Genomic DNA, 15066 nt, shown 5'->3' on the forward strand with positions numbered 1-15066 from the left:
AAATTTTTAGACGAACCTAAAAATAAGTTTGACATTTGATAGTTGACGTTGCTCCGCTAACATGCCGATTTAATGCTTAGCAGAGCAATATCAAACCACAAACGTCAAACCACTTATGTATGGCCTGGCGGCAGGAAATCTTTACTCAATCACTACCGGAAGTGCATTCCAGCGTTCACGTACCTACGTCAGCTGGTTTTTTTCGGACGTTAAAAGCGTACCTCGGCCCCGGTTTGATGGTAGCGGTTGGCTATATGGACCCCGGCAACTGGGCAACTGATATTGCCGGTGGGGCGCAGTTTGGTTATAAGCTGCTATCGGTGGTGATGATTTCCAACCTGTTTGCCATTCTGTTGCAGCACCTGTCGCTAAAGCTGGGCATAGCTACCGAGCGTGATCTGGCGCAGGCCTGCCGCGATCACTACAGCCGCCCTGTTGGACTGGGTCTGTGGGTGCTGGCCGAAATTGCCATTGCCGCCACCGATCTGGCCGAAGTTATTGGCTCGGCCATTGCGCTGAATCTGCTCTTCGGGATGCCGCTGGCCGTAGGTATTTCCGTTACGGCTGTCGATGTGCTGTTGCTCCTCTGGTTGCAGAACAAGGGATTCCGCGTGATCGAGCTCATTGTGGCGGGTCTGATCTTTATGATTCTGGCTTGCTTTGCCTACGAGCTGATCGTGTCGCGCCCGGAAGTAAGTGCGATTCTGGGGGGTCTGGTTCCCCGTGCCGAAGTGGTGACGAACCCGAAGATGCTTTACATTGCCATTGGTATTCTAGGGGCCACCGTTATGCCTCACAACCTGTATCTGCACTCGAGCATTGTACAAACCCGCGATTACCCCCGTACCGATACCGGCAAGAAGCAGGCAATCAAATTCGCCACTATCGATTCGTCGGTGTCGCTGTTATTGGCTTTCTTCATCAACGCCGCTATTCTGATCCTGGCCGCTGCCGCTTTCCACTTTTCGGGCAATCAGCAGGTCGCCGACATCACCGACGCGCACCGCCTGCTCGACCCGTTGCTTGGTGTTCAACTGGCTAGTACCATATTTGCTGTGGCACTGCTGGCATCGGGTCAGAACAGCACGCTTACCGGTACGCTGGCCGGGCAGATCGTAATGGAGGGATTCCTGAACCTCCGCTTGAAACCCTGGGTACGTCGCCTGATCACCCGCCTGATCGCCATTGTACCCGCCTTGATCGTCGCGATCATCTACGGCGAAAAAGGTACAACAGAGCTCCTCGTTTTTAGTCAGGTCATTCTATCGCTGCAACTTAGCTTCGCCGTAGTGCCGCTTGTGCAGTTCACCGGTGATCGCCTTAAAATGGGCCGTTTCGTGAATCCCGGCTGGGTACGTTACCTATCCTGGGCCGTGGCTGGTCTGATCATCGCCCTGAATGTATACCTGCTGGTAGAGACGGTGTTAGGATAAGTTGTGCCGTTTGACGTTGCTTCGCTGACCGTGTTCTTACGAGGGTATTGAGCCATGCAAAGTGCATGGCTATCGGCTTTGCTAGTCGAAGGAAACAACATGGCTTCGCGAAAGCAACGCGTTATCTATCAATGAAAAATAGGCCAGTGCACCTCTTTTCACACCGGGAGGTATACTGTGAAGGTGGCTCCATGACCCGGCTGACTGCTCGCCGTAATAGCACCGCCGTGGCTGGTGACTACCCGTTCGCAGATAGACAGGCCAATGCCCGTGCCAGCATACTCATGCTTACGATGCAGCCGTTGGAAAGCCTCAAAAATGCGCTGGGCATACTGCGGCTCAAAGCCAATCCCATTATCGACTACATCTAACTGATGATACCAGTCAGCCGGTCGCACCGGTTTTACAGTCACCGGTAAATCTGCGTGTGGAACCAGCTGAGCGCGTAACTGAATGAATGGAGTAGTGGCTGGTTGACGAAACTTAAGGGCATTACTGAGCAGATTCTGAAACAACTGAACTAGCTGGGTAGCATCGCCCGTAACCGTTGGTAGTGAACCGACGCTGATCCGGGCATTGGTTTCTTCGATAACAAGCTCAAGGTCGGTCAACACCTGATCTACAACCTGATGCAGCGATACGGGCTGCCGAACGGCCGACTGGGCTGTAATCCGGGAGTAGCTGAGCAGATCCTGAATCAGGTTGGACATTCGACTGGCGGCGGCCTGCATTCGTTCCAGATACACCCCCTGGCTACCCAGCGCGGCGGCGTACTCGGTACTCAGAAGGTCGCCAAATTGCTGAATCTTTCGCAGGGGTTCCTGCAAATCGTGACTGGCTACATAAGCGAACCGCTGTAGGTTCTCGTTAGAACGGGTCAGTAACTCATTGGCTTCTACCAGTTGTTTATTGGCCATCTTAAGCTCTTCAGTTCGCTGCTCAACCATTTCTTCGATCTTCCTGACTGCGTTGACCTGCTGGGTAATATCCAGCACGCTGCCAATAAAACGAACGGGTTCGTCCTGCTCATTGAAATAGGCTTTCCCCTTGGCCCTAACCCACCTTACCTGCTGATCGTCAACCCCTACGGTTCGGTATTCCACGTCATAATCGCCATTACTGACCGACTTGATGAACACATCATTGATGATGTTGACAATGCGCTCCCGATCATCGGGGTGTAGCCCCCTTACAAAGTCTGATTCATAGGAAACGGCGTTCTGATGACTAATGCCAAACAGGAGTCGGCAGCGTTCATCCCAGACCATAGTTCCTGCCAGCAGATCCATATCAAAGGTGCCAAGCTGGGCCGCCTCTTTCGACAACCGGGCTTGTTCAAAAGCCCGCTCAAGAACCAATCGTGCTTCGGCCTGCTCATTTTCACTTTTCTTGCGCGACGTAATATCGATGCAGGAACTGATATAACCGGCAAAGGTGCCGTCGGCCTGAAAGCGAGCCACCCCGTTAGCTAGCAGCCATCGGTAGTCTCCCTGCGCATCAAGTACTCGGAATTCGCCCGCAAAGGGCCCATGCACCCTGAAAGCCTCCAGATAGATATTGACATAGCCCTCCCGGTCGTCGGGATGAACTAAATCAACCCAGCCAAACTGAAGTAGATCTGCTATTGGCCTACCCGTTAAGTCAGCCCAGGCCCGGTTGAAATAAATGGCGTTACTGGATTCATCGCCTACCGCAATCAGTAAGTTAGTACCCTCGGCCATTGTACGGAAGCGCGCCTCGCTTTCTTCCAGCTGTTGGCGCACCAGCACTTGTTCAGTCACATCAATCACCATGTCCATGACGGCAAAGACGTGTCCCTGATCGTCGAAGATGGGCTGATAAGTGAAGTTGAAATAAAACGTACGCAGTTGGCCATCTATCACTAACTCACAGCGATCTGCAGTGGCCTGGTAAGGTTTGCCTGTTTTGTAAACTTCGTCCAAAATCTTTAGAAAAGGCTGACCTGCCAACTCAGGGAGCACCTCAATAAGAGGTTTGCCTATCACGTCAGGCCCTTTTCCCCAAAACTGGAGAATAGGCGCATTCGCTTCTTCAATAATGAATGTTGGTCCTACAAACAGTCCCGTCGCTACGGGCGCCTGCTCAATTAGTGACCGAAAGCGCTTTTCCCCCTGCTCCAGTTGCTGCTGGTTAGGCACTGAGTTGGCAACCTCCTGGGCTGCACCTGCAAAACGATACAGTTTATGAGCCGGTGTGAAATAACCGGTCCCCCAGAAACGTACCCACCGGAATGTGCCGCTAGCTGTGTTCATCAGACGGCATACCTCGTTGAAGCGTCCGCCTGACGTGGGGTTGATAGCTCGGTGAATAGCTGCTATTAATCGGCTGTAATCATCTGGATGTACATACTGGCAAGCCTCGTCGAGAGAGAGTTGCCTGGTTTTGTTTAAGCCAATCAGTGTCTGACAATGGTCATCGAACAGCACCTGATTGGTTATCAGATCAATTTCCCAGACACCAAGTCCGGCCGCTTGAAGCGCAAAATGAATGTCAAGTTGTTGAGCGGAGCTCTTAATATGACTAATAGGCTGCTGGTCGCTGGCCATACATATAGTGTTAACTGATAATTAGTATATACTGACGCAACAGCTATTTACACACTGCTCGTTGCCGCCATGACTGTAAATTAAACCGTAACTTCTTATTTGTCCGGCACGCGTTGTTGACATCTATAATTTCATAATACTCATTGTTTTCGCCAACCTGATATAAGCCTTTGAGACCAGCGCAAATAGCAACTGCAGCTTGTTGTTGTGCATCGGCGAGATTGTTGACAAGGATAAGGGTTATATAGCGAGTTGTCTGAATGTATTAGAATAGAGAGTCTGGAACTACTAATTGGCCCGGCAATGAAATAAAAACAGATTAGCTCAGGGAGTTTTCTTAGTAACTGGTCCGGGGGCACAGGTTATTTGGATTTATAGCTACGCTGCCAATAAAGCTGCGTTTATGAGAAAGTCCCAAATAGCAAAAAAGGCTGACCCCTTGTCAGGAGCCAGCCTTTGAGTCGTAATAGGTATGCTGTCACTGTTTAGTTAGTGCCGCAGCAGTTATCCTTGCAGCAGTCGCACGTGCATTGGCCGCTGGCGCAGCAGTCGGGCGTGCAGGTACAGGTTTCGGCGCACTGCAGAAGGGCTTCATTCGTAGTCATGGCTCAGTTAGTTTAAACGTGAACGAGTGATGCTGATAAACGTAGATCAGCTAAACAAATGTACAGCCAGACGAACCGGCCTCTTTTACATAATCTGCGGGTCGATTTACACAATTATGGGCTGCTGAAAGCCTGAATGCGACTGGTGTAATGAGGCCTATGAGAAACAGATGGCAAGCTCTGCTATTTAGCCGCAACGTACAATTCATTGAGCAGTGTCCTGGTACGGGAAAGCTGAATGAATGTACGATCAAAGGCCGCCCTATCTGCAACCGTAGGTTGGCGAACACCAGATTTGGGCTTTGCGTCAAATACTATTGGTAGCACATACTCGCCAGCGTAAGCGGCTTTCTGATTGGGTAGTTGAGCTGCCAGACGATTTACTTCTTCGATAAAAGCGGTATCGATAGACTCCGTTTTTAGCAACTTGATATCGGTTACTTTGCCTTCCTTCGTGATGCTAAAATTGATGTACACCTTCGGCACGCGCTCAGGCAACTGAGCTAATATAGGGTAACGAACAGCTGTTAAGGATTGCCGGAAAGAAGGGTCCGTATTTAATGAGGATGCCGCCGTTTGCCCCCAACAAAGAGACACGCTGAAAAGGGTAAGGCCGATAACTGCAACTAAAGTTTTCATACGGTTTGAGCGTTAAATGATTGAAAATGAAACATGAGCAGTAAAGTCATCAACTGTCTGGCAAGATGACTAGACTAATCAAATTCCATAGATAACCGTTACATTACCTATCCTATGGGCTGCAAGCCGACCCTCTCAGGCTAAATTCGTTTATAGCCCCAACTCGCCGCGTAGGGTACTGTCAGCGGGGGTGTTGTGGTTCCAATAGTCGGATTTGAGGCTTTTCTGGAGAATAGCGCGTGAGGTCAGCAGCTTGTCTTTGGTTTTGTAAGTGTCTTCCCAACCGGCAATGCGATGTGGAAAGGCTGTTTCAAAAACGACCGTTAATTTTCGGTCCGGCGTAGACTCACCCTCTTCTTTATACTCAAGCGTATACGCCTTACAAGGGCCAATTGCTGCACCAGGTACGTAGGTACGTGTCCAGACAACGCCCTGTGCTGAATCGAGCGTGGCGGTGACAGGCAGCGAAGCAAGCCGTTTGTGGCGAAGGCGCGCAGCCTGCGTACCGGGAATCAGGTGAATGTCGCCGGTGGGGAGTTTGTCGGGGTTCAGCCGAATGCGGTTCCAGAGTTCATCTTCCAGCAAGGCCTTATCGACCGTGTACTCTTCGGCTACTTCCTGCTCAAAATAGGACCGCCCCGACACTGCATAGCCGTTGTTTTTGTAGTTCACCTGCACGTAACTCTGTCCGCACCATTCCTGTCCCGACGTGGTCACTTTTAAGGTATTAGGAAACTTCGGATTGTCAATTGGCGTAAAAACGGACGTAAACAGCGAGTAGTCGTACACGCCTGTCACAAAACGCCGGATGTAATTAGTCTTCATCACGGGAATAGCCAGGCTTCGGCTCGCTTCTGACTCCGATTTTACTTGCTTGTCAGTCCGAAAATCCTCGGTTACAAACACGAGCACGGCTTCACCCGTGCGGGCGGCTCCGTACTGTGCCTGGTCGAGGCGGTACGTATTTAGCTCGGCTTTACCCCCAAACCAGTAGGCTCGGAATTCGGGCGTCGAAGCGGGTGACGGGGCTGGCGGTGGAGTAAGGTCTTTCTGGTATACGGTGGCTCTCATAAAAACGGCAAAACCCACGGCCAGCGCCATCACGATATATAAAAAGTTACGTTGAACGAACATAGTGTCAGGTATTTGTAGTAGGGATGCAAGATATTGCGTCTCTACTACAAACCCACTCATCATCATGCGCCTTCTTCGCTACATCATTGCTCTCCATTGCGCGTTTCTCTCGGTTCAGCCCCTGGCAGCTCAGGTTCAAAATGCCCCACAGCGTAAGGTGGGTGAAGGCGGTGGGCCATACAGCCGGCTCATTATTCGGGGCGTTACGCTGATCAACAGCACAGGCGCACCGCCGGTTGGGCCGGTCGATATTGTGGTAGAGAAAAACCGCATTGCCCAGATTCAGCAGGTGGGCTACCCCGGTGTACCGATCGATCCAAACCGGCGGCCACAGGCCAAAACGGGCGATCGGGAGCTGAACTGTGAGGGAATGTACCTTATGCCCGGTATGATCGATATGCACGGTCACATTGGTGGTAAAGACCAGGGCACGCCATCAGAATATGTATTTAAACTGTGGATGGGGCATGGGATCACCACCATCCGGGACCCATCGGCGGGTAATGGGCTCGACTGGGTGCTGGAACACCGTGCCAAAAGTGATCGCAACGAGATTGTAGCGCCGCGCATCAAAGCCTATACGGTTTTTGGGCAGGGTAATAAAGAGACTATTACCACGCCTGAACAGGCTCGCGCCTGGGTACGTCAGAATGCGCAGCGCGGGGCTGATGGTATCAAGTTTTTTGGGGCCGAACCCGCTGTGTTCAGGGCCGCACTGGACGAGAATAAGAAGCTGGGTTTGCGCTCGGCCTGCCACCACGCCCAACTGGAAGTGGCGCGCATGAACGTGCTGGCGACTGCCAAAGCCGGTCTGACGTCAATGGAGCACTGGTACGGGCTTCCCGAAGCGCTCTTTGCCGACCGAACCGTGCAGGACTATCCCGCCAATTACAACTATAGCAATGAGCAGGACCGCTTCACCGAGGCGGGTAACCTCTGGCAACAGGCTGCTAAACCCGGCACCCCCCGCTGGAACGCCGTAATGGATTCGCTGATTCGGATGGATTTTACCCTCGATCCAACTTTCAATATCTATGAAGCCAACCGTGAACTGATGCTGGCGCGCCGCGCTGAATGGCATGACGATTACACACTGCCCAGCCTATGGCGTTTCTACGGACCAAGCCGTATTTCGCACGGGTCGTATTGGCATGATTGGGGAACCGAGCAGGAAGTGGCCTGGAAAAAGAATTACCAACTCTGGATGCAATTTATCAATGAGTTTAAAAATCGGGGTGGCCGCGTTACAACGGGCTCTGATTCGGGTTTCATTTACCAATTGTACGGGTTCGCCTATATCCGTGAGCTTGAGCTGCTGCGCGAAGCAGGTTTTCATCCACTCGAAGTAATCCGGTCGGCGACGATCAAAGGGGCCGAAGCATTGGGCATGGCCGATCAGATTGGCTCAGTTGAAGTGGGAAAGCTGGCCGATTTCGCAATCATGAAAGAGAACCCGCTGGCGAACCTGAAAACGCTCTATGGAACGGGCGCGATTCACCTCAACGAGAAAAACGAGGTAGAACGGATTGGCGGTGTTACCTACACGGTGAAGGATGGCGTGGTGTACGACGCCAAACAGCTGCTGGCCGACGTTCGTCAGCTTGTAGCCGATGCCAAGGCGAAAGAAAACTTCGAGATTCGTCAACCGGGCAATCCGGCAAGACCGGCTAAAGTTAGTTCGGGTCAGAAATAGGGGAGGTGCCAGCCACCTTCCTAGACGTCTGCGTCCAGATAAGCCGGAAACCTGGACCGAAAAGCTTGCAGATCGTCGAGGGAAATCGTTTGCTGATGAATCGTTTCGGTATCGTACTGGCGAAAGAGCACGTCGCCTTTGAAGTCAATCAGGGCGGAACCGCCCCGATATGGATGTCCATTTCCGTCGCTTCCAACGCGGTTGACGCCCGCTACGTAGCTCAGGTTTTCGATAGCGCGGGCCTGTAAAAGCGTATCCCACGGCTGTTGGCGGGGGGCAGGCCAGTTGGCTACGTAGAGCAATAGATCATAATCGAGTTGGTCGGGGGCAATCTGCCGATTGCGGCTCCAGACCGGAAAACGCAAATCGTAGCAGATCAGCGGACAGATACGCCAACCCCGCCATTCGCGCACCAATCGCGACGTACCTGCGGCATACGTCTTGTCTTCGCCTGCCATTCTGAATAGATGGCGTTTATCGTACGTGGCAAATTGCCCGTCGGGTTCCATCCAGATTAGGCGGTTGTAATACCCGCCGTTTGCCTGCACCACGTAACTGCCTGTCACCACCGCGTTGGTCTGCGCCGCCATCTGCTTCAGCCATTTGAACGTGGTCAGGTTCATTGGCTCGGCTACAGCGCGGGCATCCATCGTGAAGCCCGTCGTAAACATCTCGGGCAGTACGATCAAATCCGTTGGCTCAGGCAGGGTGAACAGTTTCTCCTCCAGCAGCGCCCGGTTCGCTACAGGGTCCTGCCAGTGAAGTTCGGTTTGAAGGAGGGTGATGTTCATGGGGAAAAGCTTAGGGCGGGGGACTAGGGACGGGGAGTGTTGCTCTTGCGAAAGCAACACCCCCCGCCCTAAGCCCCCTGCTCCTTGCCTTTTTATTTTGGAAACTTCATTTTATACTCCACATCCACATTCCCACGCGTGATGTCGGCAAGGCGTTTTTTGAGGAGCTGGCGTTTCAGCGGCGACATGTAGTCGGTGAAGAGTTTGCCTTCGATGTGGTCGTATTCGTGTTGAATGATCCGGGCAGCGGTGCCTTCATATTCTTCCTCGTGCTCATTCCAATCGACGTCGAAATAGCGGATCACAATGAACTCGGGGCGGTAAACATCGTTGCGTATGCCGGGGATGCTCAGGCAGCCTTCTTCGAAGGCCCACTCATCACCATCTTCTTCGATGATTTCGGCATTGATAAACACCTTTTTAAAGCCAACGAGCGTCGGGTCGATGTCTTCTTCCGACTCGCCTTCGTTAAACGGTTGCCCATCCACCACAAACATCCGCACACTTTGCCCGATCTGCGGAGCGGCAAGCCCCACACCCGACGCCGCATACATGGTTTCGAACATGTCTTCGCTCAACTTTTTCACGTCAAGCGTACCTTTTTCAATGTCTTTGGCCTTCTTCCGCAATACCGGATCGCCGTAAGCTACAATTGGGAGAATCATAATCGGTTCAATAGCAGTAGGCAGTTGCGGTAGGCAGTGCGCTGCTTAGGTACGTCCCTTTGCGAAGCTACTGCTATGTGCTACTGTCAACTGCCACTCAGTTTTTGCTTTCCATAAATGACTGGAGGATGATCGTGGCGCTCACCATGTCGATGTTGCCTTTCACCCGCCGGTCTTTCTTACTGGTGCCGCCCGCAATCATCGACTGCAGGGCCATGCGTGATGTAAACCGTTCATCGTGCTGATAGACAGTCTGATCGGGAAACACCGCTTTCAATTTCTTAATCAGGCCACGCACCGGAGCCGTGGTGTCGGTATCGGTGCCGTCGGTATTGGTTGGCCAGCCCACGACGAAGGCTTCAACCGGTTCAGCCGCTACGTAGGCTTTCAGTCGGTCGAGCAGCGTATGGGTAGGCACAGTTTCCAGGGCCGTTGCGATGATCTGCATCGGGTCGGTTACGGCCAGGCCGGTCCGTTTATTTCCGTAATCAATCGCCACGATTCGCGCCATAGTATTGGCAAAGGTACGAAAACGCCGCGTGTGGTTCGACTACTGTCAGGCAGCTATGTTGATTCGAAAGACTGTAATAGGCAACCCGCCCATAAGGCAATTTTGCCATTACTGTTTTGTATATTTGCACTATACGATACTCGTTTAGGCCATGCAACCAATACCTTCTTCTCGAACCAACGCAACAGGCCGGCTTCAGGCTCGCCCTGTTGCGGAACTCATCCGACAGGCACGTCATGGCGTGTTACGGCAGCGGGTCGATGAAATAGCGCGTCTGGTTAGCCTGACCGATAAGGATATGGCACGCATTCTGAACATGTCGGTGCGGAGTTTACACGGCAAATCAAACACCGAGTTATTGACGCTGGCAGCCAGCGAACGGCTATTACTGCTCGAACGGCTGGTACAACATGGCCTGGCGGTATTCGACGGACGGGCCGATGTGCTGGCGCGCTGGCTACACACGCCCCTAAATGAACTGGCTTACCGCGAAGGAGCGATCAACGATAGTGACCAGCCAACACCATTGCGCGATATGGGCAGCTTCGCCGACCCAGCACAAGGCAGCAACACCGGAGCAGTAAGACCAACCGAACCTGACGCCGACGCAGGTACGTTGCCCGCTATCGTGCCGCAGTCGCCCATTGCGGTGCTGGATACGGTATCGGGTTTTTCGCTGGCCGAAGACGTATTGGGCCGTATTGAGTGGGGCATCGTTGGCTAGGTATGTATGGATGTTTACCGGATCAATAAAGAGCCCTACCATACAGAGCCACTCTCAGTAGTGGGCAGTCATCGGCATGGCGGACGCTGGAACCCCAAAGGCATTGGTATTCTCTATACCAGCCGAACGCCCGAACTGGCGCTGCTCGAAACGCTGGTTCACCTTCCGGCGCTTACCTTATCTGAACTACCGCAGCTTTGGCTAAGCACCCTCCGCCTGCCCGACCCCGCCAGCGCGGGGCAAGCTATACCTGACGCTGTTTTCTGGACCGACCCCGCTCGTTTGCCCACCTATTGGCGATCAGGTACGTTAGCCGAGACCCAATCTATTCTATCCGATTGGCTCGTCGACCCCTTCTGCCTGGCCGTAGCCGTTCCCTCAGCTATAATCGACCTCTCCTACAACCTGCTGCTTCACCCAAACCATGCCGCCTTCGCCCAAATTGAGTTAATCGATCAGGTTCGGATTCCGTTGGATAGTCGGTTGAGGGGATAATTAACATGTATAATCTATTAAGCCAACGATCTGTATGAAACCTACATCAACCAGATCAACGACGCGCCTTACGCCAACACCCGACTGGAAAAAGCGCAACCTTGATAACACTGCCTTAAACGGTTTCTTCGGAAAAGGATATCACAACGGGTGAAGGCAATTTTGATGCATAACCAACGAAACTATCATTTACACCATCCGTCTTTTAGATGACAGTGATCTGATTTGCACCATAGCTATTACCGAAATATTGTCGTGTTATGGTAGTCGAGGTATATTCGCGAAGGCTTATTCGTCTCTAAGGCAGGCAACACAGCCAATGGTTTACCGTGATACTGATAGTATTCTTTACCATTATTAAACTCTTCCCTTATTCGGTGACTGATCTCAATTTTCAATTCGGGCGTAACGGTTATGTACCCGTCATCGAAAAGCTTATGCATGTCGGAGCGCAATAGCAGGCCATTCGAAACGGTATTGGAACCTGCTTCCGAAAAGGGCTTAATATGGGCAGCCTCTAAAACGGGCAACGTTTTTTCACCCGTTATCGCACATCGCTTACCATAGGCATCTATTACAGAAAGTCGAAAAGCACCTTGGCCAATACGCACTTTTGTTAGGACAGAATTGCCGTACTGTGCTGCAACTTCTTCTACGTATGAGGTTCTTTCAAACGATGTTGGTAAGGCGTATTTAGTGAGCGTTGCCTGAACCTGCTGCCAGAGAGCCAGCCCGACAGTGTCATTGGTATTGTACTTTTTGCCTTTTACAATGCTGTTACTCCAATTAGAAGGTATCGCAATCCAATCTTCTTGCTTAAAGAAAATAGGGTTTGTTAGCGCAATACAGCCGATAACAGGATTACGCTCAGTTGTATTACGATATCGCTGAATCACCGATCGAAACTGATCAATTGTATCAAATCCGTTCCGAGGGCCAAACGTATCCCATGCTAAGTTTAAAGGAAGCTGGCTGTGGGCCCAGAAGTAGCCCAAGCCACCAATAGCATTATAAGGGCTTTTTAGCTTGAATAGAAATACGCCACCCGGATTGAGTGCCCGGAAGGTGCCCTGACCGCCAGGCTGCCAGAAATTTATATCTTCCGGAGAGCGAGCCCGAAGATAATTATACCAGTTCCAGTCAGTCACACCCATATAATAATCCATACTACTAAAGTAGTAACATGATGGATCTGGGCACCTCTGAAATCATTAAAAGTCGGCTCACTTCTACAGCCATCTTCTATAGCAACGTACCTAGACACGAAGCCCGTGTCAGATTCACCAGTGCCCCATCGGGGCACAACAGCGTAGCGTCGGTAGCTGCAAAAGGCCATGCTAGGTTATCAAGCGTGCCGTAGGTACGCGACACGACGCTGGTTACGTACCTACGGCACGTCGTGAGATTTAGACGGTCTGATCCCTACCGACGCTTCGCTGTTATGCCCCGATGGGTCAGTGTGACAACGTACCTACACAATCCGCAGCTTCGCAAAACTTAAGAGCAGCGTTTTTTCGCCGACTACGTCGAACTGGATGACGGCTTTGCGTTCGGTGCCGTTTACATCAAGGGATTTTACAACGCCGAAGCCGAATTTCGAGTGTTCTACTTTCATACCTGCGGCTAGTTCGGTCGTATTGCTGGGCGCGAAATCGGCAGAGGGCGTGTGGGTGACGGTGGGCTGCGGAACCTGACGCTGCGCCGTTTTCTGGGCCAATGACCGCACAAAGTTCATCGAACCGGCCGAGGGCATCTCGTCTTTGCTACGGCTGGCGTAGGTATCGTCGCCCTTGAACCGGGGTTTGGGCGGCGTCACGGTCTTGCTCATCGTCAGGAAACCCTGATCCACCTCCATCAGGAAACGGCTTGGTTCGCAGATTTTCAGTCGACCGTAGTGGTAGCGCGATTCGGCGAAGGAGAACGTCAGGCGTTTTTCGGCGCGGGTGATGGCTACGTAGAACAGACGACGTTCTTCTTCCAGATCGGCCCGACTTTCGAGCATCATCTGGCTCGGGAACAGGTCTTCTTCCAGCCCAACGATGTGTACGTTCTTGAATTCGAGCCCTTTGGCGGCGTGGATCGTCATCATCGTCACGCGGTCGTTATCGCCGTCTTCCTCTTTTTCGTCGGCAGTAGTCAGTAGCGATACCGTTTGCAGGAACGCGCTGAGGTTCTTTTCCTCGTTATCGGGGTTATCGACAAACTCCTTGATGGCGTTCAGCAATTCCTGGACGTTCTCGTAGCGGGCCAGCCCTTCCACGGTCTTGTCTTCGTACAACTCCTTCAGAATCCCCGACGTCTTGGCCACGTGCGCCGACACTTCATAGGCATCTTTCTTGTCGATCAGCAGCATATAGCTTTTAATCAACTCGGCAAAGCCTTCGATCGCAATCGATGCGCGGCCGGTGATGTGGTAGGTGATGTTGCTGACGATCTCCCAGATCGGTACGTTCTTCTCCGCCGCCAGCACCGAAATTTTGGCCAGCGTGGTGTCGCCGATGCCGCGTTTGGGCAGGTTGATGATCCGCTTGAATGCCTCTTCGTCAGCCTGGTTGACCGTAAACCGCAGATAGGCGATCAGGTCTTTGATCTCTTTCCGCTGGTAGAACGACAGGCCACCGATGATCCGGTACTTGATACTCAGCTTGCGCAGGGCCTCCTCGAATGCCCGCGACTGGGCGTTGGTGCGGTACAGAATGGCGAAGTCGTTGTTGTGCAGACTGTCGCGCATTTTGGCTTCGAAGATGTTCGACGCAACCATCCGGCCTTCTTCGTTATCCGATGAGGCCTTGATGACCTCGATCAGCGGGCCGGTTTCATTGTCGGTAAAGACGCGCTTTTCCAGCTGATTTCGGTTACGGGCAATCACCGAATTAGCCGCCTGCACAATGGTGTTGGTACTGCGGTAATTCTGCTCCAGCTTCACGATTTTCACCGTGTCTTTGCCGTAATCCTTCTGAAAATTCAGGATGTTTTCGATGTTGGCCCCCCGGAACGCGTAGATACTCTGCGCATCGTCGCCCACGACGCAGATGTTCTGGTGCACCGCCGCCAGCTTCCGCGTGATGAGGTACTGCGACACGTTGGTATCCTGAAACTCATCGACCAGCACGTGCTGAAACTTATGCTGGTACTTGTGCAGAATGTCGAGATGGTCGCGGAACAGGATGTTGGTGTTGAACAGCAGGTCATCGAAATCCATGGCGTTGGCCTGGAAACAACGGGTGCTGTATACCTTGTAGATCGCCCCCACCTCCGGCATCTTCGCCGAGGCGTCGTCGGCCTGAATGATGGCGTTGTTCATGTATTCGTCGGCCCCCACCAGGCGGTTTTTCGCGCTCGAAATGCGGTTGAATACGGCGTTGGCGCGGTACTGCTTATCGTCGAGGCCGCGCTCACGGATAATGCTCCGGAGCAGTGATTTCGAGTCGTCGGTGTCGTAGATCGAGAAGTTGCTGGTATAACCCAGCGCTTTGGCTTCGATGCGCAGGATTTTGGCGAACACAGAGTGGAACGTACCCATCCAGATGTTACGCGCTTCGTTGCCAATCACTTTCTCGATCCGGTGACGCATTTCGCCGGCGGCTTTGTTGGTAAAGGTCAACGACAAAATCCGAAACGGATCAACGCCCTTGTCGATCAGATGGGCAATACGATAAGTCAGTACGCGTGTTTTGCCCGAACCAGCTCCGGCGATGATCATCATCGGACCGTTGCCGTGCGTCACGGCTTCGCGCTGCGGGTCATTCAGACCGGCTATATAATCAATCATGAAAAGACGATGAATGTTGGCTGCTTCCGGTTAACCG

General features: G+C 52.4%; 12 protein-coding genes. 4 read left to right on the forward strand and 8 right to left on the reverse strand.

Going from position 1 to position 15066, the window contains the following annotated elements; translation table 11 throughout:
• Nucleotides 1-119 precede the first annotated feature (119 nt).
• Complete coding sequence (locus F7231_RS16510) at nt 120-1433, forward strand: Nramp family divalent metal transporter (RefSeq protein WP_085411624.1); 1314 nt, start codon at nt 120-122, stop codon at nt 1431-1433.
• A gap of 158 nt (nt 1434-1591) precedes the next feature.
• Here the strand turns inward: F7231_RS16510 and F7231_RS16515 are convergent, their stop codons facing one another.
• The 3 genes from F7231_RS16515 to F7231_RS16525 all read right to left on the reverse strand — a co-directional run bounded on the left by F7231_RS16515 (nt 1592) and on the right by F7231_RS16525 (nt 6378).
• Nucleotides 1592-4000: a PAS domain-containing protein gene (locus F7231_RS16515; RefSeq protein ID WP_166692752.1), complete on the reverse strand. Its 2409-nt coding sequence runs from the start codon at nt 3998-4000 to the stop codon at nt 1592-1594.
• A 788-nt stretch (nt 4001-4788) separates the two neighbouring features.
• The gene (locus F7231_RS16520; protein ID WP_166692753.1) at nt 4789-5244 is read right to left on the reverse strand and encodes an energy transducer TonB; all 456 of its coding nucleotides are present in this window, start codon (nt 5242-5244) and stop codon (nt 4789-4791) included.
• Nucleotides 5245-5394: 150 nt separating this feature from the next.
• Complete coding sequence (locus F7231_RS16525) at nt 5395-6378, reverse strand: hypothetical protein (protein WP_166692754.1); 984 nt, start codon at nt 6376-6378, stop codon at nt 5395-5397.
• 64 nt (nt 6379-6442) lie between these two features.
• Between F7231_RS16525 and F7231_RS16530 the strand changes: the two genes are divergently transcribed.
• A complete protein-coding gene (locus F7231_RS16530; protein ID WP_085411628.1) occupies nt 6443-8071 on the forward strand; it encodes an amidohydrolase family protein in 1629 nt (542 codons plus the stop codon).
• Nucleotides 8072-8091: 20 nt separating this feature from the next.
• Here the strand turns inward: F7231_RS16530 and F7231_RS16535 are convergent, their stop codons facing one another.
• The 3 genes from F7231_RS16535 to ruvX all read right to left on the reverse strand — a co-directional run bounded on the left by F7231_RS16535 (nt 8092) and on the right by ruvX (nt 10038).
• Nucleotides 8092-8862 carry an amidohydrolase gene (locus F7231_RS16535; RefSeq protein WP_085411629.1) on the reverse strand — a complete coding sequence of 257 codons (771 nt, stop codon included), beginning with the start codon at nt 8860-8862 and terminating at the stop codon, nt 8092-8094.
• 92 nt (nt 8863-8954) lie between these two features.
• On the reverse strand, nt 8955-9527 hold the full coding sequence (gene def / locus F7231_RS16540; protein ID WP_085411630.1) for a peptide deformylase: 573 nt from the start codon (nt 9525-9527) through the stop codon (nt 8955-8957).
• A gap of 97 nt (nt 9528-9624) precedes the next feature.
• Nucleotides 9625-10038 carry a Holliday junction resolvase RuvX gene (gene ruvX, locus F7231_RS16545; protein WP_166692755.1) on the reverse strand — a complete coding sequence of 138 codons (414 nt, stop codon included), beginning with the start codon at nt 10036-10038 and terminating at the stop codon, nt 9625-9627.
• A 151-nt stretch (nt 10039-10189) separates the two neighbouring features.
• On the opposite strand from ruvX, the gene F7231_RS16550 reads away from it, so the two are divergent.
• On the forward strand, nt 10190-10762 hold the full coding sequence (locus F7231_RS16550) for an antitoxin Xre-like helix-turn-helix domain-containing protein (RefSeq protein WP_166692756.1): 573 nt from the start codon (nt 10190-10192) through the stop codon (nt 10760-10762).
• Between the two features lie 6 nt (nt 10763-10768).
• Nucleotides 10769-11257, forward strand: a complete 489-nt coding sequence (locus F7231_RS16555; protein WP_085411633.1) for an RES family NAD+ phosphorylase — start codon at nt 10769-10771, stop codon at nt 11255-11257.
• A gap of 239 nt (nt 11258-11496) precedes the next feature.
• On the opposite strand, the gene F7231_RS16560 is transcribed toward F7231_RS16555, so the two are convergent.
• Nucleotides 11497-12423: an HNH endonuclease gene (locus F7231_RS16560; RefSeq protein WP_085411634.1), complete on the reverse strand. Its 927-nt coding sequence runs from the start codon at nt 12421-12423 to the stop codon at nt 11497-11499.
• A gap of 305 nt (nt 12424-12728) precedes the next feature.
• Entirely contained in the window at nt 12729-15029 is a 2301-nt protein-coding gene (locus tag F7231_RS16565) for an ATP-dependent helicase (RefSeq protein WP_166692757.1), read from the reverse strand.
• Nucleotides 15030-15066 lie beyond the last annotated feature (37 nt).

This window comes from Fibrivirga algicola, assembly GCF_011742925.1.
Classification (GTDB): Bacteria; Bacteroidota; Bacteroidia; order Cytophagales; family Spirosomataceae; genus Fibrella; species Fibrella algicola.